Genomic DNA, 24,052 nt, shown 5'->3' with positions numbered 1-24,052 from the left:
TGGGTGCGATGGTTTTCTGGGAGCTGTTAGTCCTGCGTGCCGGCAGGCCCTGGGCTGCTGTTGGCAAGGCCGCGCTCGAACTTCGCCTTCACGGCGTCACGAGGCACGTCGATGTAGCGCAGCGCCGAACTGGCGTCGCGCCACCCTACGTGCTCCATCAGCTCCTTCAACTCCCATCCATTGGCGCTGGCCCAGCCCGCAAAACCTCGCCGCAGGGAATGGCTCGAATAGGTGGCGGCCTCGGCAGTCCCGGCCTCAGCGAGGATGCGACGAAGTAACGGGAGGATCGCCGGGCTGGCCATGTGAGCGTCGGAGATGTTGCCCCAGCGGTCGATGCCGGGGAACACCGGCCCGGACGTGCGGCCACTGAGCTCGATCCAATCGATGTAGGCGTCGACCGGGCACAGCCTCGAAAGGGCAGGGCAGTAAAAGCTCCGGTCTTCGTCCTCGTCGGTCGTCTTGGTACGACCTGGCCGGCAAGTCAGTCCTTGACCCCGCACGGCGTGCACTTCCGAGATCCGCATGCTGGCAAGCTCGTCGGACCGAAAGGCTCGCCAGAAGCCGAGCAGCACCAGCGCGCGGTCCCGGCTCAAGCGCAGCTCCTTGGTGCGGTTCCCTTGCTCACGCGTTGCTTCCTGGGCAGCCAGCAACCGGGTGGAGACATCTTCAAGGACATCCAGCTGCAGCGGGCGCGCCCGACGCTGAGCAGTTGCATGCTTTGCACGGATGCCGCGGAGCACCTTGTGGACGAGCGGCGCGCGGGTTGGGTCGGGAAAGCCGTTGTCCGCATGCCAGCGGGACAGTGCGGCGATGTGTAGCCGTAACGTGCTGAGTCGGTAGGTGGTCGCGTGCTCGGCCAGGTAGCGGGCTACGGTGTCGCTCGTGCTGGGCAGCAGGCCCTTCCAGACCTCCTCGAAGTTTTTGAGGGCGCTGGCATAGCTGCGAACCGTGTTCTCACGGTCAGCGGCGAGCACATAGTCTTCGACCTTCGCGGGCATAGATCGGAATTCTGTCTGATGGTGCTCCTGCGTACGCAGGGCGTCTGATGCAGTTCCAGAACCAAAGGCCTGAGTCGCCCGGCCCGTAGCGGTTTGCAAGGTTCGGGCCTCTCATCGCGGCTAGGCCGAACCGCACACCGCATGTACTGTACTAAATTACAGTACATGGGCTTCTGCCTCAATCGAGTGGCGCCCGATGCCTGCTCACTGAGGACATCTGATCTTCACTCCCCCGCTTGCTGCAAGCCGGCTCGCACGCGTTGAATCTCACGTGACCAGATGCGGCGTATCTCGCCGGAGTCGGACATCTCTTGGAGTACCAGTTCGAGGCGTTCAGCAAGTTGCCCATGGCGCTTGTTCAGCGAGTGGAACAAATCAGCCGACGCAACTGGCTCGGAGACCTTGCAGAGATGTCGCCACTGATGCTTGGCCACCAGCGCGTCACCTTCCAACTGTCCAATCACGGCGTACTGCGCGATTCCTCGCTGGACATGCCGCAGTGCGTCAAGATTGTTGGTGGTGGCAAGCAGGGCTTGAGTCGGGACAACATCTTCAACAGCTCGAGTACCGCGCATATAGGCGACGCGCGCCGTCGCGAGTTCGGAACGAGCGATGGCGAGAGGACAGGTGTCGCCGACCATATAAGCGACGAACACGGCGCGCGCGAGCGGCACCCTGACGACAATCAGGTTGTCCCACTCCTTCAACGAAGGCAGGCTGTGGAGGAGGTCGCCGTCGATTTCGCCTCGGTCTGCCATCTGGACGCCGCGGCGCAACGGCAAAACTCTGGTCTTGAGGTCGACGCCCAGCTTGCCGTAGGCCTGGCGCAATACCGAAATCGCTAAGGGGCCCATCGCCGAATTGTCGAGCGTGGCGATCTCCAAGGAATCCTGCGCCGTTGCGGTCATCGAGAGCACGAGGAAGGCTCCACAGGCCACTGCCCGCGCCCTCATCCGGTGGAACGCAAAGCTCATATGGCATTGTGCTGCGGTCGCCTCCAGTGGTGAAGTGGATCCCGGCGCTCTGAATGCAGCCAGCAGCGCACGGGTCACTTTCTACCGTGAAGACGGAGGCGCCCAGCCGAGTCAGCTCAGTGTCATCGACGGATTGGCTACTCATCGCACCGTGGCCGCCGTCGAGTTGCGCCGGCTCGAAGTTGGCGTCGACGAGTTCTTTGGCGTATGCGCGGATCCGTGATGCCGTGGGTGCGAAGCTCTGCGTCCAGCGTACGAACAAATCTCAAGAAGCTGATGTCCAGCGCAGCGATCCAATCCCTCAACTGAATGACGTCCAGGCGCCGCTCGCCTCGCTCGACCTTGCTAACCGTTGCCTGACTCTTGCCGAGCAGGACGGCAAGGTCGGTCTGCCGCAACCGCTTCCGCTCGCGCAGGCCCCTGAGCATGTCCAGGAAGATGGTGTTGTGTCGGCTGTGGAGAGTCTTACCCATGAGAACCTTTCAGGCGACACGCTACGCGACGGTCAGCAATATTCGGAAAGGGAATTCATCTCCCGACGCCGTGCTCGGCGATCTGCGCCGCTGGTTGGGAGGCGTTTTGGCCGCCTGTGGCATGGGTCCATCCATCAGCTACAATGTATGAATTGGTGTGAGTGCGATTGAGTGTACGTTCGTGCCTGCGGTGAGAGGCCGCAGACTCAGCGGCCATGGCGGGTGTCCGTTCCTCGTCGAATCGGAGTGCTGGCTCGATCAGTCAGGCGGTGAACCTAGCCTGGAGTTCGCATCAGCCGTTCAGGCAAGAACCGTTACTGGGCGGTGTGGCCCTCAGGAGGGCGGGCCTTGCCAAGCGGCCTGCGCGGCGGTGAAGTAGCTACTACACGAGAAAGTAGCTACTGAAGTCACGGCCTGCTGCGGAACAGCGAACGACCGACGGCATGGCCTAGAAGCTCTGTCCAGGCGTCGTCGCTCACGTCAATGGCCCCCAGGAGTCCTACTCGGATGGCGTTGGCGCGCAGCAGCGCGACGGCCATGCGATCCTCTTCGGGCGCAGCACGGAGGTTGTAAACGCGGCCCGACGAGGTGGTCACAGTACGGCGCTTTCGGTCCACGGCGCTGACGGGCGACGTGACCCGAACGGTTTGCCCGTCGCGGTATGTCATCAAGTGAAGAGCTCCTGTGGATGCCAGAAAGAGGCGCCACGACAGAGCCTCAACTGTCGCCTGTTCTTCGACAGGCGGTGCATCACGCTCATTCGCGAAGAAGATCATGCTGTCAGAGACCAGTTGCCGATGCATGCTTGGGGCCTGCTCGCCCGGAGTTCCTGAGCCGGCGGGCAGCGGCCTGCCGCCGGCGGCGTGGCTTGAACTTCAGCAGCAGCTCACGATCAGAGACTGCGGCATCCGGTTCAGTCGGCAGGCCCACATCTAGCGCTTGACCATCCGCGTCGATCAGTTGCAGGAACTGCTGTCCACCCGCATCGCTGGCGAGCCAGACCTCGTGAACTTCTCGAGACGTCCATTGGCCACATGGCGCCTTCCAGCCGGGAACCATGCACACCAACCCTTTGATCTCCCCAGCGTCCACGGTGGGTATGAAGCTAATGAGGTCGCTCTCCCAGCCGAAGATCATGGTGCGCACGAAGCTCATCCCGGCTTCGCCATCAGGGACCTCAACCGATAGTAGGAACCACGGGGCGTGCAGAGACAGCTCCACGACGCGCCAATAGCGCGCGTCGGGATGGGCCAGGCCTGGTGGGATGGGGAACTCATAGGGCGGATAGGTCGTGAACATGGAAGCTCGTGCGCCGAGGCGGTGGGTAGGCGCTGCGAGGTTGGTAGCGATGCCCAAATGTTCTGACACCACCCTTGAAACACCAAGGACTGGTGTGCAGTGCCACCGTAGTGCGATCAGGCAAGAATTCAGATTCGGAATACCGCCTGATCTGCGCTAGCTTGTCGGGTAAAGCTCCACGCTGCGTGTGGGTCGCTACGAGGCAGCACGGTTCTGCTGGCATGCCAAATCGGAATTCAAACTTCGGCGGCGAGATCGGGAAACGCCGTGTTCGGAAGCAGGGGACCATTTGGCTCGCGAAGAATGGGGCATGTCCACGCAAGAAGAACGTCTGCGCTCGCTGCGGGAAGCGCGCGAGCTACTTATGGTCGTGGCGCAAGAGCAGCGTCTGTCCATGGATCTGAGGCGCGGTGCGCAGGCTGCGCTCAATGGTTTTCCACACGACGTGGACATCGCTGGTTGGCTGGAAGGCACAACTCATACTCCGACCGGTTCGTGGGGCGTCGCATTTGCCGCCGGGAGGCTGGTGCTAGAGGTGCTGCAACGCACGCTCCCTGTCGACGACTCACTGCGGAGGTGGGCAGATTTCGCGGAGCGACATTTTCCTGAGGCGATATGGCTTCCCGACGGGCGCGCGGGCTCCGAAAAATGGGCGCCTATGTTCTTGGACCCCTTCCGCATCTTTCGACAAGTACAGAAGGACTAATGGTGCCCCCCCCCGCGCGGCAGGATCCATGATGGGCCGGGTAGCCGCCAAGACTGCGACCACTTGATCCCCGGGCCTCGCTTGCATATTCCGACGCGAGCCCAGCACCCAGTCCAGCGTCTTGTGTGCACCCAATCCGGCGACTGATGAGCACCTTGTCCGGAGGTGTCGTTCAGAGGAGCGTGTCTGGCAACTTGGCCACCACCCGGTCCAGCGAAGAGCGCAGCAAATGCGGTGCCCAGGCAGGGCCTAATCTGATAGCGCTGTAATTTGGCGCTGGCCCCGAGGAGCCCAACCGGCTCTTCGCGCCCAATTATCGAGAATTACCAGCAATTACCAGTACAGACCGAAGCCCGCCGAGGCAGACTTTCCTATGGGAGGCGCTGAGGCGATAGCGTCACCTCCTGGCGATCATCAGCAGAGGTGTTGCAGCCTTGCTGAGCCCGGAAATTTGGGCGGCCAGGCAGACCTTTCATGCACTCCTCGAATCGTCCAACAACGCCAAAACTCAGCCGGTGCTCATGGTGACTGGATTGCATGCTCATCGCGCTGGCCTGGATGCTGACGACCACTGGAATACGCATCGCTGGAGATATATGGTCCCCGAGGCCTGTTCATGCATTGCGAGGTGGGTCGGAGCGCGGTTGCGTCTCGGCTACCCGACCGATCCCAACGCGTGCAGGTGACGGACGCCATTAATCATTCGTTCGGGGAGATCCTGAGCAGCGAGTCCACCGGCAACATCGAGCACACCATGTGGCTTAAGTTGCAGTTAATGAAAGTCCGCACATGAAGCGAGTCCGAGTCGCCCCAGGCAAGTTCGTCACAATCTCCACCGAGCTGGCGGAAAAGGCGGTGCGCGTGTTTGCGACAGGGCTCACGCGCAACCAGGTGCGCGACCTCAAGGCCAGTGAGCCGCGATGCGCAACGGGCCTGATGGTTGGTTCAGCCAAGCCGCTGGCCCTCACCCGACCGAAAACCCCTGTGGCGACGGCTGTTGGGAAGATCTCCTCGACTGCCCCAGGCTTCCCGCGCCGCAAGACCGCTGACGCGCCGTGTTCTATGCACGACGCCGATGATGTTGGTGAGTCGCGCACCGTCGAGACGGTCGTGGTTGCGCTCGTACCTGAGTTCCGACAAGTACGAGTCAGAGATGCCCTTGGCCATGAGTACGCCCTGTCGAGACGAACGGAGGGCGTTGACCTGGCCACACTGCAAGAGGGTCAGAAAATCACCTGTACGGTCACGACGACGCTTCCCCGCGTGTTGAAAGCCACCGTGGCTCGTTGACGGGTGTTTCGGTGTTGATCAGCGAATAGGACCTTGCGTGCGTCCGAGGCCGGACCTCGACGCAGGGTTTGACCACACCCGGCGGGACCCGACGGAGCAACTGTTGCGGACGACGAGGGGGTAGTCCTGCGCGCCAGGCTTTAGATGAAGGTCAGCGTCCTGCAAGCGTCGAAGGAAATCGCAAGGGCGTTGCCCATCTTTTTTGGGACGTGCGGCACCGCCCGGGCGGGAATTTGGCGCGGTCTCGGCCCTGGCGGCCACGCTCGCAAAAGCTGGGAATCAGACCCACTTCTTGGGTTCGACGCCGTCGACCCAGCCAAAATTTGCGATCACATGCAATAACAGCCTATTAAGACTTCTCAGGAATTGGCTGCTCTTGCAGCCTTGACGCATCTATCGCGGTACGTAATACTGACAATACGTAATACATACGAAATTGGCGGCTGACATGGCACGAGCAGGCGTGACGAAGGGCGAGGTCCAACGGGCCAGGCTTGCGCTGATCAAGGCGGGCAGGCACCCGTCGATCGACGCCATCCGCATCGAACTGGGAAACACCGGGTCGAAGGCGACGATCTTTCGCCATCTGAAGGAAATCGAGGCCGACGAAGGTGGCGCCGGCGTGCCCCAGGGATCGGTCAGCGAAGAGCTGATGGCCTTCGTCACCAACCTGGCCGGACGCCTGGAATTCGAGGCGCAGGAGCGCTTCGACGCGCTGAAGGCCGGCCACGCCGAAGAGGTCCGCGGCCTCAAGGAACAGCTGGAAAAGGCCCGGGGCGAAGCTCGCTCGGGCCGATCCGAGGCTGAGCGCAGCCAGATCGAGCTGTCGACCGAGCGAACCGCTCGGCAACGCGTGGAGGCTGAACTGGCCGCGCTACGCCTGGAACATGGCCAGGTGACCACCCAGCTCACCGCGCAGTTGGAAGGCGTCCAAGAGCAGCTCAAGGCCACCCAAGCCCAGGTGGCGTCGTTGGAGGAGAAGCACATCCATGCCCGGGAGGCCCTGGAGCACTTCCGCAATGCATCCCGCGAGCAGCGCGACCGCGAAGCCCGCCAGCACGAACAGCAACTGCAGTACCTGCAGCGCGAGGTTGCCAACGCGGCCGAAGCCCTGACCGCCAAGCAGACCGAACTGCGCTCAGCGCTGCAAGAGAAGGCGGATGCCTTGGCGCATCTTTTCGCGGCCCGGGCTGAACGGCGTCAGGTTGACGATCAGTTGCGTGAGCTCAAGTCGGCCGCTGAGCGCCTGGCCGTCCAGAACCAGCTCGTCGCGAACCTGCGTGATCAGGCCCAGCAGGCGGCCCAGCAGTACGAAATCCTGCGCGTCCGGGCCAGCGACCTCGAGCAACGCAACGGGGAACTTGAGCGGTTATTGGCGGGCGCCACCGCCACCGCGCAGTTGCAGGGCGACATGGTCAAGGAGCTCCTGGCGCGAATCAGTCAGCCTGCGCCGGCTGGCAAAGCCAAAGGCAAGGCTGCCGCGGCCGGCTGACCACGTCTATTGCATCGTCGAGCCGATTATTGGCAAGGCCATCGATGGCGCAGCCAAGAAGCCGCGGAGGTTGGGGCGAGCAAACCCTGGTCTCAAGGTTCAACACTGTTTGCCGAAGAGACCGGGAAACTTAGCTGCGTTCGGCTGACCACCTAAACGCACCATCAGGCGGAGGTGATGTGATCAGCTCGATTTCCCAAGCGCCAATGGCGCGAACTGCAAGCCAGCAAGGCCCGACCATTGATTCACCGGAGGTGATAGCGGCACGTGTCGCGAAAGCCGTCGCGAACGGCGGCACCTACGAAGACCCGGCGCTTGGCAGCGTCACGATCACCGAAATCCCCGAGCCGCTGATTACGCAGCGCGCGTTCGTGGAAAGGCAGATCGGCTACAACAAAGATGCCGGGCGAAGCATGAACATCATGGAGAAAGAGCTGGGCAAGATCAGCGCCATGATCGCCAAGCGCCGCCCCGACATTGCCGGCTCTCAATGGGACTTCAAGCTCGTCGCCGGCAAGTTCAAGGTCTCTGGCCTTGATGAAGACGATGCCAAGTGGTTGGAGGGCAAGCTGAACGCGAACGACAAGCTCGTCGATGCCGCAAAGTCCTTCATCACCACAGCCGTCGCAGCGCTGGAAACGACGGAGCAAACCCCGGCGCACGTCGACTACAACTACCTGACGCGCCGCATGGAGACCTACGATTTTTCGAAGGTTGCCGACCAGCTCTCGGAGAAGCTCTATTTCCGCGAGATGTTCCGAGACGCTGATTCGATCTTCGATTCGAAGCGGATTGCCTTAGAGGACGGCAGTCGCGGCACGGCCGGCCTCAACGTTGCAGCGAACCGCTTGACGGTCAACAGCGCGCCTATCGAGCGCATGGGTGCGTTTTATTCCACCCGATACGTGACAAGCCAGACTTGATCGAGTGCCCATTTTCAACCGTTGGGTGACGCATCGGTTACGGCTTTCTGCCGGCGGCACTCAGGCGGCGGCGTGTGCGGTCTAGCTCGCGCCGTGTCAACCTCAACTGGGTGAGCTCACCCGTGCTGGCGCGCATCGGCAATGAGCCGGGTAGGGCGGCGTAAAGCCACGGGCCCACGACGGCCCGCGCAAACGTTTCTGCCGGGAGGTGAGCGGTGGTGTTTCTCGCACGGCGACAACGACTAGAAACGCAGTCGTAGATAGCAAAAACTGCCTTCAATGGCTGGAAATGCAGTCATTGAGCAGTGCGGATGTCGGAAATCGCGCAATCATTAATTGAGCACGATCAGCATCTATGCCGAGGGGTGAGAGCTGCTCCCCGCTTCCACGGTGGCTGGTGCCTCGCAGATGGTTCTAGAAGGCCGGCATCGGCGCGCCGACCGATACGCCTCCCTAAAAAATCGGCACAAACACTGTGAAAAACGGATCGATGGGCGCCTAAACTGTGACGCCAGCCCAGAAAACCGGATCGCAGTGGACCACCTGTCTGAAGTTCTCAAGATACTCGACGGCGCATTGCGTGCCAACGCGAGTATGGCTGCGAACTACGCCGGCCTCTTAGCGGACAAGCTTGAAGAGACTGGCAATCGGCAGCAGGCGCGTCAGATTCGCGAGCGTCTGTCGCGGGCGCCAACCGCCCTCGCAACAGCTCAGAGTGCCGAAAACGGCATCACGTTGAACAACCTCCCGGTCGACGGCGAAAGCCGGCTGCACACGGTCGACGTGAGTCAGCCCGAAGTGCGGGACGTGGGGTTGGTCCTGCCTAGTGCCATCGAGTCGCGAGTCCAGGAGTTTCTGTCCAGCGTGCGCCACCATGACGCGTTGGTGCGCGCCAATGCGGCATTGCCGAATCGACTGCTGATGCATGGTCCGCCAGGGACCGGCAAGACCCAGCTGGCACGCTGGGTCGCCGCGCAGCTGGGCCTGCAACTGCTGACCGTACGCTGCGACACGCTGGTCAGCAGTCTGCTCGGGCAGACCAGCCGGAATCTGAGGCGTGTTTTCGAGTATGCGGAGCAGCGGCCTTGTGTCCTGTTTCTCGACGAGTTCGATGCGCTGGCTGGCGCGCGTGGCAACGAGCGCGACGTGGGCGAGTTGCAGCGAGTGGTCATCGCGCTGCTGCAGAACATGGACGCTTTGCCGGACAGCACCATCCTGCTGGCAGCGACCAATCATGACCAACTCCTGGATCTCGCGGTTTGGCGCCGGTTCAGCTTCAGGCTGCCGATGCCCCTTCCCGACGAACTGGTGCGGGAGACGCTTTGGCAGCGGTTCCTGGACACCTACGCGCCAGCGAACATCAATTTCAAGACCTTGGTCGCGCGCTCCGAGGGGCTGACGGGCGCGGTCATCGAACAGGTCTGTCTGGATTCCAAGCGCAGCGCCGTGCTGGCTGGTCAGGCCCAGGTCGATGAAGACGAAGTGTTTCGGCGCCTAGGGCTGACGCTGGCGCTGATAGAACGCGTGCCGCTGAGCACGCAGGATGCCGAGATGGCTTGGCTGCGGCGCTGGGATCGCAAGATCTTCTCGTTGCGCGTGCTGGCCAAGCTCTACGGTGTGTCGACGCGTCACGTCACCAACATCACTCAGGAGGGAGGTACAGATGGCCACGAGGAGGACGACAAACAGTCCGGCTGAACCGCAACGACCGGTGCCGCAACCGAGCCCGGACAATCCATTCCAGCAGATCATGTTTGATCGACAGGATTTGCAAGGAATGCAGCCCGGCGGTGGGCCCAAGAAAGAGTTCGTGCCGGTTGACACCGCCTATCGTCAAGCGCTCGCCGCGACGCTGGACGGCGCGACGGAGGGCTTGGCGACACAAATGCAGGCACACCCGCATTCGCTCGCCCCGTTGATCTTTCGCTTGCGGCATGAAGCCATTGCGAAGTCCCACCGCCCGCTCAAGGTGGTTGAAGAAGCAGGGCTGATGCCCGCTGGGCATGAGCGTGTCGAAGAGATGCTGGTCGGCGCGCACAGCGGCAGCATCACCGCGCTGCGTAGCGTGATTCTTGATCGCGACATCAAGGAGATTCGCGCCAACCTGAGTGCTATCCAGCGCATCGAATCCTGGGGGCGGGCCCAGCGCAATCCTGAGGGGACGTTGGCCGTTCAGCAACGCGGCCGCGCACTGCTGCGCTTCTTCCGCTACGGCAACGACGCCGCCAACGCTCAGTTGTTCCAGGCGATTCGCCACCTGCTGAGTCATCTCGGATTGAAGTACCGCTTCTTCAGGCAGTCACGTCATGGCTGGTTTTACGCCAGCCTCATGGACGTCAGCAATCTCAGCGAGGACAAGTTCGATGCGCTGCTGAGTTTCCCTGGCCTACGGCGCCTGATGCCGGAACCGCAGTTGCAGCCGGCAGCTACCGGCGGCAGCGCAATTGCAGTCGCGGCGGGGCCTCACTTGGATCCACCGCTCGCGGGGCTACCGACTGTCGGCGTGTTCGACACGGGGACCGGGCCTGCTGCAGTTGACCTGGCGCCTTGGCTCGTGGGCAGGACGACCTTCGTCCTCCCGCCGGACACTGATCACGAGCACGGCACCCACGTGGCATCGCTGGTCGCCGGTGCTCATCGCATGAACGGCGGTCACCTGGACCTGCCACCCGTCGGCGCCTTGGTGTACGACGCGTGCGGCCTGGAGTCCGGCCCGAACGGCAGCTTCGTTAGCGACCTGATCACACGCCTCGAAGAGGCGGTGCGAGGCAAGCCAGACGTGCGGGTATGGAATCTGTCTCTAGGTTCGCCGCATGGGTGCGACGAACAGACCTTCAGCGAGTTCGCACAGGCGCTTGATCAGCTGAGCGACCAGTTCAACGTGCTCTTCGTCGTGGCCGCCGGAAACTATGTCGTAGAGCCGCGCCGCACGTGGCCCAGCCTGGCGACGCTCCAAGACCAGGTGTCTTGTCCCGGGGAGTCGGTGCGCGCGCTCACGGTGGGATCGGTCTGTCACGCGGGAGCCATCGACGCGTTGAATGAGCCCGGTGAACCGGCGGCCTACAGCCGGCGAGGGCCAGGGCCGGTTTTCACGCCCAAGCCCGACATCGTTCACGTCGGTGGCGGGGTGCATGCTCCCTGGGCAACGGGGGCTTCAAGCGTCGCTGTGCTGACCGCAGGCAACACGCAGACCCGTAACTTCGGAACCAGCTTTGCAGCGCCGATCGCAGCGAGCATGGCTGCACATGCCTGGCAAGCCATCGACGGCGGCACGGGCTTGACCGCAAGTCCGGCGCTGGTCAAAGCTCTCATGATCCACGCTGCGCAGCTGTCGTCACCTGCGTACACGCCCTGGGAGCGGCGCTACTACGGCACGGGCCTTCCGCGGGACGTGACCTCCGCCCTGTACGACCGGGCGGACAGCTTCACGCTGATCTTCGAGTCGCGCGTGGTTCCGTCAATACGCTGGCGCAAGGCACCGTATCCCATCCCATCTGGCCTGCTGCGCGACGGAAAGTTCCGGGGCGAGGTCATCATCACGGCGGTGTACGCGCCTCCCCTGGACGGCAACACGGGCGCCGAATATGTCCGCGCCAACGTGGAGCTGAGCTTTGGCACCTTGGACGGCGACAGCATCCACAGCAAGGTGCCGCTCAAGGGCGAGGATGGCACCGATGGCTACGAAGCTGCGCAGGTCGAGCATGGCGGCAAGTGGGCACCTGTGAAGGTGCACCGGAAGTCGTTCCCCAATGGCGTATCCGGCGATACGTGGGCGTTGCAGGCACGGATGTTCTTGCGGGAGTTCGAGCCCGCAATGGCAGAGGGCTTGACCGTTTACATCCTCTGCACGCTGCGATCACTTGACGGCGATACGGAAATCCACGCTCAGGGCATGCGGGTCCTAGCGGCAACCAATTGGGTACGCCATGACCTACCGGTGAGGGTCCCGATCCAGGCACTCGCGTAGCGAAGGATTTCCGATTGCGGGGTCAGCGAGCCGCCGCCCTGCATCAATGACCACCGTGAGTCTCAATGGCTCGTGCACCCACCGTTAGCCGTCGTGCAAGGACTGGCGCGACAGGCCGATGCGCAAGGCGCAGTACGGCGCGCGGCATAGTTCACAGACCCGGTTGGGGCTGGGTACTTGGTGAGTTTTCACCATGAGTGGGCGATTCGGCCGCCAATACATTCGTGGCGGCCATCCAATGACGCACGCCTCCGCAAGCACGCATGAAAACGCTGTTAGATCTTCATCCAACTGCTCTGGACCAAAACTTGGCTCGCAGCTTGTCGGAGCTTCACAAGGACTGCCTGGCGTCTTTTCTGCTTCCCAAAGAACATCATGAAGGAAGAGAGCGACTTCTCGGCACTGGCTTCTTCGTGGCTACACCCGACGCCACCCTGGCAAGGCTCTACACAGCCAGGCACGTGCTTGAAGAATTCGATCACACCCACGGTCGCATCACGGTCGACACCACCGGCGTGAAACTGGGTGACATCGGACTGCGCAGTTTGCATCCGACGTTGGACTTGGCGCGCTGGGACATCCCTTCAAACGCCCTGATCGAGCAAGGCATCACGCACGTTCCGGGTCTGCCGATCTTCCCGCGTGAGATGGCGCGCGATGCATTCGAGCCAACCGACTCTTTCATGCTGCTCGGCTATCCAGGATCCAAAAACGCCTCCTTGGATTTCAGAGAAGGCCAGCGACCCGACCGGGCTATCTTGGCGTTGGCACTGCACGGGTCAGTCCTTGACGCGCAAACGGGTGTCCGCACCTTCGAGTACAGAGGCAAGGCGACGCCCGAAAAATGGAACCCGGCGGTGACAAACCCGCCGGCACTGGCTGGGATGAGCGGCTCACCGTGCCTACGCTTCGTGCACGAACGGAAAAGCGGTCGGCTGGCTGTCGTTCTGGCAGGGGTGTTTTACGCGTGGTCAAGCCGCAGGCACGAGCTCAGCGTGGCAGCCATTGGTGATCCATGGATGGACTTGCCCAACGACGACCCTGAAGCTCTGGACCTCTGATAGAGCCGGACATGGAATTCGAGCACGCCAAGTTCCTTGGCCTCGGACGTTGCTTGATCAGGTAGAGCCCGTCATCCAGGTCCTTAAACGGCCTATTTGCCCTCCCTGCATTCGATTGTTGAAGGGGTCTCTGCCGGCCAAACTAGGCGGTATCCCCTGCACGGCGCGCCGTCACAGGTGCCAGGGGAGGGTAGCCACCCAATGCGCTTTCACGGTCTCGGCCCAGATACTCACCACACGGCGAAATTAGGTCGATCTGCAGGCGAGGGGAGGGGCCCATGAGAACGGTTTACGCGACGGTGCTGTCTATGCACGACGCCAACGACGTCCACGCGGCGCTGGATTTGGTGGGCCGGTGGATCACCGACTGGTACGCGCGGTTTCGCGTCAATGTCGATGACGTCGTCGCAGCGATCGGCGAAGGTGACATCGACGCAACGCCTATGACCGGTCACCGGCTCGTCATTCGCAGCCTGCAAACGACCGAGCGGCCGAACGAACGCGTCATCGACCTGCGCTGGAGCTATCCGGACCAGTACGACAAGAGCTTGGGCTGGCACACCAACCTGACGCTGTACCGAACAGCGGACCGGCTGGACTTGGCGTTGGAGGTGTGCGTGACAGGCCTGAGCTTCAAGGTTGCACCAGCCAACATCAAGCTGGGTTCGCCGCGGTTGGTGAGAGACATCAGCCGGCTGCGGTCTGTCTACCTCGCCGGCCGCGCGTACAACAAGACGCCCGAAGTGATCCAGGCGCCGGAAGTTGACGATTTGGTCACCGAGCTCATGCTCCCGCAGCGGGCGCACCCAGTGGTTGTGGTCTCACGGAGGACGCGCCAGGACGCTCCGCTGATCGACAGCAGCGCGTTGGCAGAGAGCCTCGCCGGCGTCGCCAAGGTCTATGAACTGGCCGACAAGTGGGCGGCCTACAAGCTGGACGAGCTCGTGGGCCGCGAACTGGCCTGCTTTGACGGGGCGATTCGGATCTACTGGCCAGGGTTCACGCTGACCGCGAAGCCCTACGCGCATCCGCTTTGGCTTGCCAAGTCGCTTTCGACGGACGAGATGGCCGCGCGGTCCCAGCGGCAGCTGTGCACCGCAGTCTTCAACGCGGCGTCATTTCGCTTCTCAGAACCGCAGGAAATCACGGATTTCAGGCGCCTCGCTGACCGCGAAGAACGCCAATCGGCGCGTCAGCCCGCCGCCGATGCGGCCGACGTCGACAAGCTGCTTCACGACCTCTATGACATGGAGGAGCGGCTCAAGACAGCGCAGGCGGACAACGACGCGTTGCGCGAGCAGGTGAAGCGGCACGAGGAGAACATCGCGGCACTCACGTCGCCTGGCATGTGGGATGCAGCGCCGGCGGTGGATGAGCCGGCTCCAGGGCCAGAAGCAGTTGAAGAGGGCGAGCCGGTCGTCACAGTCGCAGCCGCGGTCCGCCGCGCCGCGGAAGAAAACGACCACCTGACGTTCCTGCAAAGCGCGTTCAGTTCGGCCGAAGACTCGCCCTTCCGCCATCCGGAGCGTGCGTTGCAGGCGCTGCAGGCGATCAATGAAGTGGCGGGCGTCTGGCAGAACAGCCTCAAGTCCAAGAAGTCGGTCGGATCTCTGAAGGACCACTTCAAGAAGCTGGGCTTCACCTATGCCGACGACGTCTCGCAGACCTCTGGCAACCGCTATGGCGACGAGTACGAGGCCAAAGACGGCGGCCGGACCTACGACATTTCCCCGCACATCACCATCGGCGCCAAGCAGGCTGACTCCTGTCTGTCGATCCACTGGGCCTGGGACGAATCGACCGGCAAGGCGGTGGTCGCCCATGTCGGCCGGCACAAGACCAACACCAGCTCTTGAACGCTGACGGGGAGGCTATTCCGGTGCGGCGCAGTGGGCCTCTTGCGAGAAAACAGTCCTCCTCGCACCTGTGGCAACGCAAGGCGCCAGGGCCCTGACTACTGAGTTGGTCTGGCGATCAAAGTAGACGCAGCTTTCAAACTCGGATTGCAGCTTGGTGGTGACCTCACGAGGGAACGCTACCGACGCTGAACAGGTCTCCCAGACTCTCGGAATTCTCGAGATAGAGCTGGAACTGCGGTGGCCGATCTCGCTTCAGATCGGTCGCAAGGCGGAGATCCTGCACGACGTAGCTAGCAAGGGCCTTGCGCACTCTCAGGTTCAAGGACGCCTTTCCGGCGAAGTACTCTCTGCGCAACAAGCGTTGATGCTCCTCGCCGAATTCAGGATGCGCCACGACCTTTAAGTTGACGAACTTGTTCCAGTCGACATCTTGACGGCGTAGTTTTGGCGCGGCCTGATCCAGCATCGTGTACGAGAGCACCCGTCCAAGGGCGAAATCGCGGAACTCCTTGCGCAGGTCGCACCACGCACGCATGTGCCAACGCCGCGGCGCGCGAACCAGGCTGTGAGGAAAGATGGATCGCTCAATCCCGCCAGGGTTCTGCATCGATCCGTAGGCAATCCAGAGGCCGGTACCGGCGCGGCACGCGGTCAACAGATCCGCAAACAGCCGCGGGTTCTCGCTCAACAGGGAAGGGCGCGCATCGACGAGGAGGTCGGAGCCGGGCAGACTGGTCGATGCCCCGGACAGCAGCCGCACGTAGTCGTCGGCGGAGGTCGGAGGGACCACGTCGTCGAACCTTGGAGATGGCTTGACCGGTGCGCGTGGGGTCGCGCGGGACAGCGCCTCGCCACGCTCCGCCATGTAAGCGGCCAGCAGCCGGCTAGATTGGACTGCCTGGACGCCGAACACCTCACGGATGCGCGCGTTCGAAAGCTCGCCTTCCCAGCGCACCAGGACGTCCATGTCTCTGATGCGCCCGGACCCATCTTCCTGACCGCTTCCGGGGCTTATGACGTTCGAAGGTGGCACGCGGGTGATTATTCACAAGTGATAACTGTGAAAGTATACAGCGCGGGTATGGCCTAGAGTCAAGCAGGTTACAGTTATCAGGCGAGATATGTTATCTTTAAGGCTAACTGTTATTGAGAAGACGCTAATCCTTCAATGAAGTGCCTCCCGTTGCTCCGACTCAGCGCGCGTCTGCTGGACCTGCATGACGCGCAGCGGGAGCCAGGCAATTCGCCTGTGTACACGCAGGAGGAGCGCGCTGGACGCGGGGATGGTCGCTATCTGGACCTGGCTTGCATCGTGCTCGACGTGCTGAGGGGGCTGGCGCACGAGTCCGGCAATGAGTTCATCGGGTTTGACGCATTGCTGATCTCTGTCCGTGAGGTGGAGCCGCAAGTCGATTCAGAGGATCTTCGGTACGTCCTCAACGTGCTCGCGCGGCCGACGGAACTGTGGGCGATCGACCGCTCCGACGGGAGGGCCGATCTGGTCAGCGACAAGCAGACGCACCTGGTGGAGCGCACGCACTACGCCGATGACTACCGGCTGACGTCTATCGGCCGGGATGCGATCAGCGTCTCTTCCAACATCAGTGATTTCGCCTATGCGGAAGGTGATGCCCTCAAGTTGCTGCGCGCTATCGAGTCCGGTGATTTCGACGTGGTGCCTTCCTTCTCCGACGGTCTGCTGGACACGATCAGGTTCGCCAGCGTGGAACTGCGCCAGGAGATCGAGCGCGGCCAGGTGGACAAGGACTCGGAGGTGTTCAAGGTCAAGATGCCGCGATTCCGCGATGTCATCGAGAAAACGTCCGAACTCCTGCGCCAGGCCGAGGCTCGGCTGAAGTCCTGGCGCGCGACGGACAGCGACGAACTCGACGACACGCTGGCCGTCGATGTGTACGACCTTGAGCACCAGGTCCTGCGCGTTTACCAGGCGCTGGAATCGTTCGGGCGCGACCTGGCGGAGTTGACGAAGATCGCCGCCAAGCGCCGCACGTCGGCGGTCAGCGCCACTGATTTCCTGGAGGTGGCGCTGAACCTGGTCAAGCGCCCGCCCTCCGACCGCCAGCTTGAGTCGCTGTTTCGCCGGTTCGGTCCGCTTCGTCTCGATGGCATCTTTCCCTCGCCGGCAGACGTCCGGGGCAGGGTGCGTGTCTCGCTGACCAAGGCGGAGATGGCGCCGCGCTTTGAGACCGCTGTGGGCGCAGTCGAGGTGGCCGACACCCGCTTGAGGTTTCTTGGCGAATACGGCGACGTCATCCGGGCTCGCCTGGCGTCTGGGCCGCTGCCGCTTTCCGAAGCGCTCGAACGTGGGTGGTGCGTCCTGGACGGCACGCTCGAACTGGCGGAACTGCTGGGCGTCTATGTCGCGCCCTGGGCGCTGACCGAGGGCGAACCCATTGAACTTCGGATCCCGCGCGAGGTGGCGACCCGATCCGATGGCGTGGTTGGCGAGTTGATTTATTCCGACCTGGAGTTGGCCAGGGTCGAGAGGGGCGCATCAGCATGAACCGAATCGAGATGGGCCGCGTCCAGGCCTTCCTGCTTCAGCATCGCCGCATGGAGACCATCCCGCGAGGGAAGGGGCGCGTCGACGAGCGGGAGCTCGCCCGGCTGCTGAACGACGCCGACCTGGAGGCGCGCACCGAGCTCGAAGGCCTCCTGCAGGGGTTTGGTTTCGACCTGGTGGCGCTGGACGACTTCCAGACTCAGGGTCTTGCTCACGGAGGCAAGGTCTTCCTGTTGCCGCGTCGCCTGGATCAGGTGAGCGCGTTGTTCAGCGAGCGCTGGATCGACGAACGCATGCAGCTCAAGAACGAGACCATCACGACGCGGCGCATCTGGTTCACCCAGCTCTGGTTCGTGCTGCTCGCACTTTTCTACACCCATCGCAACCGCGTCGCGACGGAAGTGACGCGTTATGTCGAGACGACCTTCACGCGCGCCGACCTCGTGCAGGCCATGCATGAGTACATCAACGACATGGTTCGCAAGCTCGGCCAGGACGCGCTGAAAGGTGACGTGGTCTACAACTGCCTGATCTCGGAAAGCGGCGCCCAGGTGGACAAGTACGCGGGACGGTTCATCGAGCTGATGGTGGACGGCGCGCAAGTGGACGACCTCGGGGCAGACCGCTACCGCCAGTCGCTGCTTGGCGCGCTGGAGATGAAGAACAACCATCTCCAGGGACTCGAACCTTGGATCCAGGCCACTGGCCCGCTTGAAGCGGGACGTGAGTTGCTTGTCCGCCCCTCCGATTCTTCCGAAGGCTAAGAACGCCATGGCGCTCATCAACCGCATCGAGATCGTCAACTACCTCTGCGAGGGCTGGGTGCCCAGCATGGGTGTTGCGAATTGGCGTCCGCTCTGGCCAGCCAACGTCATCAACCTTTGTGGCGCGTCCACGGCAGTGCAGGTCCCCAATGGCGGAGGGAAAACGTCGCTGACCAACGCGGTTCTCTACCTGCTGAGCCAGGATCGCGTGCTCAAGCCGCGCTTTCTTGAGAGGTGCTCTCCGGCCGGCATGGTGGCCACCCACATCCGCATCGAGTTCGCGATCCTCCACGATCAAGGCCTGACCCAGCGCGACCTGATGACGCCGGACCCGGAAAACTCGCCGGCAGAAACCTTCGTGATCGGCGTCTGTGCCAACCGAGATGACGACAGTCCGCGCTTCTATCGCTACTCCGGCGCGTTGGAGGACGTCCCGGCCTGCCGCATGGATGGCACCGCCATCGAGTTCACCACCGCGTCCGCACTTCAGGCCGCGGTCAAGAACATCCGAGGCCAGTGGAATATCTGGAACACCGCCGCCGAGTGGAGCAAGGTGGTGGGGATGTTCATGAGCCCGGACGTGGTCCGGCAGAACGTCATGTTCCACCGTGAAGGCGCCGGCGACGCGTCGGCCGCCTTCTCCAAGGTCACGTCCGGTCCGGGAGAGCGGTTCGACGAAGCCTATTTCCGACAGGTGGTCGCGCCGCAGCTTTTGATGAATGTCATGGGAGAGTCGGCCGAGGAGGACGAACGCAACGTCGAAGACACCATCATGAGGTCGATGAGCAGCTTCATCGACGCCAAGCTGCAGGTGGAAAGCAAGGAGGCCTACCTCGAGGGCCGTGAGGCGCTGGAGGCCGAGCTTCGGCCGGTTCTGGACGCCGCCGGCAAGATCGAGGACGCCTGGAATGCGTACCAGACGCAGCTGCAGACGCTGGCCGTCGATGCGGCCTTCCTGACACGCTTCGTCGACAAGAAGGATTCCAGGGTGCCAGGCGTACCCAACGCCCTGGGAGAGTTTTCCCTGGGTGCCAAGGTGAGGCAATGCCTGAAGGCCATGGTGTTGGACAAGGATGGCAGCGTGCTGATCGAAAGCTCCGGCCTTGCCGACCTTTTGGAACAAACGACCGGTCACCTGAACCAGCTCGCCGGTCGCGTCACAGCCACCAAGGGCGCCGTTGCGAGCCACTCGGTCAGCTCGCAAGTTATTGATTTGTATTGTGATATCAAAGATTCCGAGGGGCGCGGAGGCCAGCGCAAGGCGCTTCGGTACTACGACTCGGCGTCGGCGCGCGAGCTCGTGTCGCGCCGTCCGGAAGCCGCCTCCGACCTGCTCGGCGTGCTGGACGAGGCGTTCGAGTTCGCCCGGACCATGCTGGACACGAATGTCTTCCGCCATGAAGTGCGGCGCCTGACGCGCAGCAAGGCCACGCTGAAGGAGGGCATCGCCGAAGCAGAGCGCGCCGGACGGGCCGCGGATGCCGAGAAGGAAGGCCTGGAGCGGCAGGTCACCGAGTGGCGCGAGAACCAGGGGGCGTACCAGGAGTTCTGCGAACGACTTCACTTGCTGCCCCAGGACTTCCACGATGCTCCGGCTCTTGTCCCGGCCTGGCTGGAAACGCAGACGAAGGTGCGCACCGATGCAGTCAACCAGCACATCAGGCGGGTCGGCGAACTGTCCGGCGGCTGGGTAGAGCGCAACGAAGTCCGCAATGACCTGGGCCTGATCGGCATCGAAGACCGCATCGAGGAGTTGCAAGCCGAGCACACCGCCGTCGAAAGCACCAAGGCGGCCCGATCGGCTGATTTGCGGACCGCGCAGGCCGCGTGCGACGACGGCGCAAAGGCTGCTGCCGACCTGCGTCGCGACATCGCCAGCGCAGTGGCGCAGCTCAGTACGCTGTCGGAACACCGCGCGGCGTTTGAAGCGTTTGTCGGCATCTTCGGCAACGTGGACCCGCAAAAGGTTGCTCCGCCAGTGGATGAACACCGGCAGCTGGGCCAGAAGCGCCAGCAGTGGGAAGGGCAGCGCCGCACGAAGATGCAGACACAGGAGTCGCTGCAGCGCCTGGCAGGCGCCACGCGCGACTTCAAGCGGCTCTTCGGCGATGTCGACCCGCTGACTGCATCGCCACAGCGACGCCATGAAACCCTGTTGGAAGCGCAGAGCGCTGCTCAGGCGGAGTACGGCCAGCACCAGCCGTTGGCGGAGAGCCTGGAGGAGCACCTGGAGCGAACGGGACAGGATCCCAGCGCTTGGCTGCGGGACACGGACGCCGCTCACGCCGCCGCGCTGGAGCGGGCGCGGCAGGCTCGGGCATTGGTCGCAGAGCTGGACCTCGAACTGGCGGCGCTCGACAACCTCGACCAGGTCGGCAACGCGGACTACGCCTCAGCCCACGGCGCCCTTGAGGCGGCGAGCGTTGGCGTCGGCCGCGTCCTGGATGTGATCCTCGGTCTCAGCCTGCCGAAGGATGATGCGTTGCCGCTCCTGGCCGCGCTGGGGCCGTTGCTGGATGCGCCGGTGGCTGTCGACATGGACCAGGCTGAAGCGGCGCTCTCGGTCCTGCAACGCGGCGATCACGACGTGCCGGTGCTGCTGCTCGATCCGCTGGTCGAGCGGCTCAAGCAAGGGCCGGGTCATCACACAGCGACATCCGCATCCCTGGGATTCTTTGCGGGCGCCAAGTCCCGGCGCATGCGCGCCATCGTCGATCCGCAGGCGTTGGCCGAAGAGCGCGAGGCGCTTGCCCAGAAGCGGCAGGAGCAGGAGGGGCACCGACAAGCCGCCATGGCGGCAGCCGAGTCGCTCACCCCGCACACCGACGCCTACCGCCAAGCCGTGCGCGCCCAGGACGCCCAGAAGCGTGGCTCGGTCGCCAAGGCCGGTGCAGCCAAGGCCGAGCTCGGGGCTTTGGAGACGGCGCTCGAAGCATCCAAGCGCCTCGTGTCCACCGAAGCCCTGGCACTTCTCCAGGACGCCCGGAAGTTCGTGCAGGCCGGCGGCGATGAAGCGCTGGCCGCGGTGACCCTGGACATCGAAGAACTCGCCGGGCAGCTCGTCAAGTTGGAGGAGCGGGTGGCGGAGATCACTCCCTTGATCACGAGGGAGGCGATCGTCGCGCACGATGGCGCGCGCAGGTTCGTGCTGGCGGGCGGGCACGAGACGTTCCAGGCGCTGAGCGACAAGCGGTTGTTGCTTGAACAGCAGGTCGGGGCGATTGACGCCGAGATGCCGGCGCGCGCGACCAGGTTGGCGAAGTGCCAGTCTGATTTCAGCGTGGCCAGCGCTCGTGAGCTCGCCTTCATGTCGACGTTCCAGACCACGCTGGATCGGCTGGTGCGGGCACAGAAGTTCGAAGCGGACGGTCATGGGGCCTTCATGGAAACCCAGGCCCGCGTCCTGGTCGGACTCGAGGAACTCCGCGATGCGCTCGATCCGCTGAAGAAGCTCAACTATCAGCGCGCGCACGACTTCAAGCAGCACCAGGGGCAGGACGAGGCGGCTCTGCAGCGCCTGATCGGTGAGGCGAAGGCGCGCCGCACGGAGGCGGTCAACAAAGCGATCCGTCTGGGCGGCGAGGTAGAAGCCTTGGAGGGCGACATCGCAGAAACGCAGTTGGCCTCGGACGCGCTGCACGAGCTCGCCTTCTTCCTGCGCAACCGCAGGAATGCCGCGGCGCCGTTCGAAGAGGATCTGAGCAGCCGCGAAATCGGCAGCTCACCCGCGGAAGCCCATGAGGCCTACCAGGCGACAGAAGCGCTGCGGTGGCAGTTGCGGGACTGGCGCCCCGCGCACGGTCGGTTCGACCGCGCCTCCATCAGCGTGGTTCGTGGCGAGGTCGAGTCCATGGATATCGCTCGGACCGGCAAGGAGGTCGGCGACGCCCGCAAGCACGCCACGCGCGCCAGGTCAGACTTCGAGCGGGTCCGCGGCGAGTTTTGCACCAAGGCGCGCGCGTCAACCAGCGGTGGCTTCTCAGAAGGCGAGATCGAGGCCATCCAGACCGCCAACACGACCGCGGAGCTCTCGGACCTGGCCAAGATCAGTGAACGCCTGCAAGATCAGCTGAAGGCAGAGAAGGCGGACCTCGAGCAGCTGCAGCAGTCGACCCAAGTGATCGAGTCGGCGAGCATCGATACGCTGACGCGGCTGGTCGAGAGCTGCAAGGGCAACCTGGTGACCATGAATGCCGTGATGGCGCGCAACCCCAAAGCCCGTTTCACGATCAAGGCAGAGGTCATCTCGACGGAAAGCATCAAGAAGCTGATGGAGGACCTGCGCGATCACATTGAGGGCCGTAAGCGCGAGGCCAAGGACCGGCAGAAGCTGACCCGTAGCGTCGGCGAGAACAACGTCCGCACCGACATCCGCCGCGCGCTGATCGAGCGGATCTTCGTCGGCTATTTTTGCCCAACCCCCGAAAACGCGAAAATTGTCGTAAGTGATTGTGGCGCATGAAAAAGTCTGCCGGGATTTTGGGATTTTGGCCGTCTTTAAGTACATCGGGCGCCCCAGAAATTTCGCCCATCCGCACGCTCGCGACGAATGCCCCCTGCTTGCGGTACCGGCCTGGCGGCTCCACTGTGACGCTCGGTGCCTACCCCGCTCCCTCAAGAATGGCGACCACGTCAGCTTGCCCTGACGTCCTGAAGGTCCCGAGCCTGCCTGCCGCCGAAGAAAATGCCTCATTTGCAGGCAGGGAGGGCCAAGTCGGCGGCTGACAACGGGTTAACGTGGCCCGCGAGCGGTTATCAACAGAGTTGCCCACCATTCGGGCGAACAAACTCCAGTGCCGGTAGCGTTGACTTCAGGCGCATCAAGGCGTTTCAGGCACCACGCTGGCGATGAGCGAGTCGGGTGAGCGAATCGTCGAGTTCGGATGGCATCGCGTCCAGGGCCGATTCCAAAGCCGTGATCCAGCTGGAAAGGCACTGATCGACGAGGCAGTGGCCAGCTTGCGCGTCACCTGAGGGATTGCCCAGGAAGCCAAGCAACTGCCTGACCGGGTAGCCATCGAGTTCTGGCCCGAGCTGCCCCAGTTCCAGGATGAAGTCCGCCATGTGCGGGGAAAGATCCGCGCGAGTTGCGTCCAAGGGTTGATCCAAAGCCCAAGCCTGCCCAATCTAGGCGCCGCCAGCAGAAACTGCCAGCTGTCAGCGCGGTCAGCCAGATTGTAGGAAACCGGGGTCGTCTCAGAAAACGGAAAATAAAGCACGTTAAGCCCTTGCATGACATTCACAGGGGCTACGGGGTAGCTCAGTGGCAGCTAAGTCTGCCTGCGTACGTTCTCCACTGTGCAAATCCTGCACTCTTCTGGAGAAACATCATGTACCGCTACACCAAACTTTCCCTCCTGGCCATCGCCATTGCTGCGACGGGGGCCGTGGCCTACGCCGCCAAAGGCGGCATGGAAAACGACGCCTTGGCGATCAGCAAGGCCAAGATTCCGCTCACTCAGGCCGTCACCGTCGCCGAGCAGCACGCCAACGGCAAAGCGTCGCGTGCCGAGTACGAGAACTCGAAGCAAGGCTGGGTCTATGACGTGGAAGTCGTCAGTGGGGCCAAGGTCTTCGACGTTCGGGTCGATGCCGACAAAGGCACGGTCATCTCGTCTGCCGAGGACAAGGCGGATCACGATGACGACCACGACAAGCAGGACTGACACCCCGCCAGCATGGCCGGATCGTCCCACTGCGAGGCGATCCGGCCCGGAGACCT

General features: G+C 63.0%; 21 protein-coding genes and 1 pseudogene. 14 read left to right on the top strand and 8 right to left on the bottom strand.

Annotation, left to right across the window (positions count from 1 at the left end):
• Positions 1-26: 26 nt before the first annotated feature.
• Together NYP07_RS07755 and NYP07_RS07750 are read right to left on the bottom strand one after the other, a co-directional pair.
• Entirely contained in the window at positions 27-998 is a 972-nt protein-coding gene (locus NYP07_RS07755) for a tyrosine-type recombinase/integrase (protein ID WP_268149114.1), read from the bottom strand.
• A 224-nt stretch (positions 999-1,222) separates the two neighbouring features.
• Positions 1,223-1,972: a hypothetical protein gene (locus NYP07_RS07750; protein ID WP_378990636.1), complete on the bottom strand. Its 750-nt coding sequence runs from the start codon at positions 1,970-1,972 to the stop codon at positions 1,223-1,225.
• Here NYP07_RS07750 and NYP07_RS07745 point away from each other — a divergent pair.
• Positions 1,869-2,195 carry a hypothetical protein gene (locus NYP07_RS07745; protein ID WP_268149460.1) on the top strand — a complete coding sequence of 109 codons (327 nt, stop codon included), beginning with the start codon at positions 1,869-1,871 and terminating at the stop codon, positions 2,193-2,195. The two genes, NYP07_RS07750 and NYP07_RS07745, sit on opposite strands and share 104 nt — an antisense overlap.
• Here NYP07_RS07745 and NYP07_RS07740 read toward each other — a convergent pair.
• Positions 2,110-2,400, bottom strand: coding sequence for a helix-turn-helix domain-containing protein (locus NYP07_RS07740; protein WP_268149452.1), 291 nt, complete (start codon positions 2,398-2,400; stop codon positions 2,110-2,112). The two genes, NYP07_RS07745 and NYP07_RS07740, sit on opposite strands and share 86 nt — an antisense overlap.
• A 43-nt stretch (positions 2,401-2,443) precedes the next feature.
• On the opposite strand from NYP07_RS07740, the gene NYP07_RS07735 reads away from it, so the two are divergent.
• Positions 2,444-2,596 (top strand): hypothetical protein, encoded by a 153-nt coding sequence (locus NYP07_RS07735; RefSeq protein WP_268149113.1) that lies wholly within the window; start codon positions 2,444-2,446, stop codon positions 2,594-2,596.
• 256 nt (positions 2,597-2,852) lie between these two features.
• Here NYP07_RS07735 and NYP07_RS07730 read toward each other — a convergent pair whose 3' ends face one another.
• Together NYP07_RS07730 and NYP07_RS07725 are read right to left on the bottom strand one after the other, a co-directional pair.
• The gene (locus NYP07_RS07730; protein ID WP_268149111.1) at positions 2,853-3,221 is read right to left on the bottom strand and encodes a hypothetical protein; all 369 of its coding nucleotides are present in this window, start codon (positions 3,219-3,221) and stop codon (positions 2,853-2,855) included.
• 4 nt (positions 3,222-3,225) lie between these two features.
• Positions 3,226-3,744 carry a hypothetical protein gene (locus tag NYP07_RS07725; RefSeq protein WP_268149109.1) on the bottom strand — a complete coding sequence of 173 codons (519 nt, stop codon included), beginning with the start codon at positions 3,742-3,744 and terminating at the stop codon, positions 3,226-3,228.
• A gap of 310 nt (positions 3,745-4,054) precedes the next feature.
• Between NYP07_RS07725 and NYP07_RS07720 the strand changes: the two genes are divergently transcribed.
• From NYP07_RS07720 to iteS, 6 genes are all read left to right on the top strand, one after another.
• On the top strand, positions 4,055-4,450 hold the full coding sequence (locus tag NYP07_RS07720) for a BPSL0761 family protein (protein ID WP_268149107.1): 396 nt from the start codon (positions 4,055-4,057) through the stop codon (positions 4,448-4,450).
• Between the two features lie 789 nt (positions 4,451-5,239).
• The gene (locus tag NYP07_RS07715; RefSeq protein ID WP_268149105.1) at positions 5,240-5,740 is read left to right on the top strand and encodes a hypothetical protein; all 501 of its coding nucleotides are present in this window, start codon (positions 5,240-5,242) and stop codon (positions 5,738-5,740) included.
• A gap of 463 nt (positions 5,741-6,203) precedes the next feature.
• Complete coding sequence (locus NYP07_RS07710; RefSeq protein ID WP_268149103.1) at positions 6,204-7,232, top strand: DNA-binding protein; 1,029 nt, start codon at positions 6,204-6,206, stop codon at positions 7,230-7,232.
• A 206-nt stretch (positions 7,233-7,438) separates the two neighbouring features.
• On the top strand, positions 7,439-8,155 hold the full coding sequence (locus tag NYP07_RS07705; protein ID WP_268149101.1) for a hypothetical protein: 717 nt from the start codon (positions 7,439-7,441) through the stop codon (positions 8,153-8,155).
• 534 nt (positions 8,156-8,689) lie between these two features.
• Positions 8,690-9,853 carry an anti-phage ATPase IteA gene (iteA, locus tag NYP07_RS07700; RefSeq protein ID WP_268149099.1) on the top strand — a complete coding sequence of 388 codons (1,164 nt, stop codon included), beginning with the start codon at positions 8,690-8,692 and terminating at the stop codon, positions 9,851-9,853.
• A 52-nt stretch (positions 9,854-9,905) separates the two neighbouring features.
• Positions 9,906-12,122 (top strand): S8 family anti-phage peptidase IteS, encoded by a 2,217-nt coding sequence (gene iteS, locus NYP07_RS07695; RefSeq protein WP_268149097.1) that lies wholly within the window; start codon positions 9,906-9,908, stop codon positions 12,120-12,122.
• Positions 12,123-12,157: 35 nt separating this feature from the next.
• Here the strand turns inward: iteS and NYP07_RS24035 are convergent.
• Positions 12,158-12,248: pseudogene (locus tag NYP07_RS24035) on the bottom strand (putative inorganic carbon transporter subunit DabA); the annotation flags it as partial.
• 137 nt (positions 12,249-12,385) lie between these two features.
• Between NYP07_RS24035 and NYP07_RS07690 the strand changes: the two are divergent.
• A complete protein-coding gene (locus NYP07_RS07690; RefSeq protein WP_268149095.1) occupies positions 12,386-13,183 on the top strand; it encodes a serine protease family protein in 798 nt (265 codons plus the stop codon).
• Positions 13,184-13,461: 278 nt separating this feature from the next.
• Complete coding sequence (locus NYP07_RS07685; protein WP_268149093.1) at positions 13,462-15,039, top strand: hypothetical protein; 1,578 nt, start codon at positions 13,462-13,464, stop codon at positions 15,037-15,039.
• 166 nt (positions 15,040-15,205) lie between these two features.
• Here the strand turns inward: NYP07_RS07685 and NYP07_RS07680 are convergent, their stop codons facing one another.
• Entirely contained in the window at positions 15,206-16,009 is an 804-nt protein-coding gene (locus NYP07_RS07680; RefSeq protein WP_268149091.1) for a WYL domain-containing protein, read from the bottom strand.
• A 216-nt stretch (positions 16,010-16,225) separates the two neighbouring features.
• Here NYP07_RS07680 and NYP07_RS07675 point away from each other — a divergent pair, with 216 nt between their 5' ends.
• From NYP07_RS07675 to NYP07_RS07665, 3 genes are read left to right on the top strand one after another with little or no spacing between them, the layout of a single operon-like run.
• Positions 16,226-17,566 (top strand): hypothetical protein, encoded by a 1,341-nt coding sequence (locus NYP07_RS07675; protein WP_268149090.1) that lies wholly within the window; start codon positions 16,226-16,228, stop codon positions 17,564-17,566.
• Complete coding sequence (locus NYP07_RS07670) at positions 17,563-18,330, top strand: hypothetical protein (protein ID WP_268149088.1); 768 nt, start codon at positions 17,563-17,565, stop codon at positions 18,328-18,330. Before NYP07_RS07675 ends, NYP07_RS07670 begins: the two co-directional genes overlap by 4 nt.
• A gap of 7 nt (positions 18,331-18,337) precedes the next feature.
• Positions 18,338-22,792 (top strand): hypothetical protein, encoded by a 4,455-nt coding sequence (locus tag NYP07_RS07665; RefSeq protein WP_268149086.1) that lies wholly within the window; start codon positions 18,338-18,340, stop codon positions 22,790-22,792.
• Between the two features lie 368 nt (positions 22,793-23,160).
• Here NYP07_RS07665 and NYP07_RS07660 read toward each other — a convergent pair whose 3' ends face one another.
• Positions 23,161-23,394 (bottom strand): hypothetical protein, encoded by a 234-nt coding sequence (locus NYP07_RS07660; RefSeq protein WP_268149084.1) that lies wholly within the window; start codon positions 23,392-23,394, stop codon positions 23,161-23,163.
• Positions 23,395-23,660: 266 nt separating this feature from the next.
• On the opposite strand from NYP07_RS07660, the gene NYP07_RS07655 reads away from it, so the two are divergent.
• Positions 23,661-23,996 carry a PepSY domain-containing protein gene (locus NYP07_RS07655; protein ID WP_268149082.1) on the top strand — a complete coding sequence of 112 codons (336 nt, stop codon included), beginning with the start codon at positions 23,661-23,663 and terminating at the stop codon, positions 23,994-23,996.
• The last annotated feature ends 56 nt before the right edge of the window (positions 23,997-24,052 follow it).

It is taken from the genome of Pelomonas aquatica (genome assembly GCF_026712205.1).
Lineage (GTDB): Bacteria > Pseudomonadota > Gammaproteobacteria > Burkholderiales > Burkholderiaceae_C > Pelomonas > Pelomonas aquatica.
The sequence above is the reverse complement of the archived record's forward strand: the minus strand, read 5'-3'. Positions and strand labels throughout refer to the sequence as shown.

Excerpts from the sequence above, each read along its gene's own strand:
- NYP07_RS07680 (WP_268149091.1), bottom strand. The coding sequence starts at position 16,009 with ATGGACGTCCTGGTGCGCTGGGAAGGCGAGCTTTCGAACGCGCGCATC.
- NYP07_RS07730 (WP_268149111.1), bottom strand. The coding sequence starts at position 3,221 with ATGATCTTCTTCGCGAATGAGCGTGATGCACCGCCTGTCGAAGAACAG.
- NYP07_RS07740 (WP_268149452.1), bottom strand. The coding sequence starts at position 2,400 with ATGCTCAGGGGCCTGCGCGAGCGGAAGCGGTTGCGGCAGACCGACCTT.
- NYP07_RS07735 (WP_268149113.1), top strand. The coding sequence starts at position 2,444 with ATGAGAACCTTTCAGGCGACACGCTACGCGACGGTCAGCAATATTCGG.
- iteS (WP_268149097.1), top strand. The coding sequence starts at position 9,906 with ATGTTTGATCGACAGGATTTGCAAGGAATGCAGCCCGGCGGTGGGCCC.
- NYP07_RS07725 (WP_268149109.1), bottom strand. The coding sequence starts at position 3,744 with ATGTTCACGACCTATCCGCCCTATGAGTTCCCCATCCCACCAGGCCTG.
- NYP07_RS07655 (WP_268149082.1), top strand. The coding sequence starts at position 23,661 with ATGTACCGCTACACCAAACTTTCCCTCCTGGCCATCGCCATTGCTGCG.
- NYP07_RS07750 (WP_378990636.1), bottom strand. The coding sequence starts at position 1,972 with ATGAGCTTTGCGTTCCACCGGATGAGGGCGCGGGCAGTGGCCTGTGGA.
- NYP07_RS07715 (WP_268149105.1), top strand. The coding sequence starts at position 5,240 with ATGAAGCGAGTCCGAGTCGCCCCAGGCAAGTTCGTCACAATCTCCACC.
- NYP07_RS07685 (WP_268149093.1), top strand. The coding sequence starts at position 13,462 with ATGAGAACGGTTTACGCGACGGTGCTGTCTATGCACGACGCCAACGAC.
- NYP07_RS07705 (WP_268149101.1), top strand. The coding sequence starts at position 7,439 with ATGGCGCGAACTGCAAGCCAGCAAGGCCCGACCATTGATTCACCGGAG.
- NYP07_RS07660 (WP_268149084.1), bottom strand. The coding sequence starts at position 23,394 with ATGGCGGACTTCATCCTGGAACTGGGGCAGCTCGGGCCAGAACTCGAT.
- NYP07_RS07755 (WP_268149114.1), bottom strand. The coding sequence starts at position 998 with ATGCCCGCGAAGGTCGAAGACTATGTGCTCGCCGCTGACCGTGAGAAC.
- NYP07_RS07690 (WP_268149095.1), top strand. The coding sequence starts at position 12,386 with ATGAAAACGCTGTTAGATCTTCATCCAACTGCTCTGGACCAAAACTTG.
- NYP07_RS07720 (WP_268149107.1), top strand. The coding sequence starts at position 4,055 with ATGTCCACGCAAGAAGAACGTCTGCGCTCGCTGCGGGAAGCGCGCGAG.
- NYP07_RS07665 (WP_268149086.1), top strand. The coding sequence starts at position 18,338 with ATGGCGCTCATCAACCGCATCGAGATCGTCAACTACCTCTGCGAGGGC.
- NYP07_RS07670 (WP_268149088.1), top strand. The coding sequence starts at position 17,563 with ATGAACCGAATCGAGATGGGCCGCGTCCAGGCCTTCCTGCTTCAGCAT.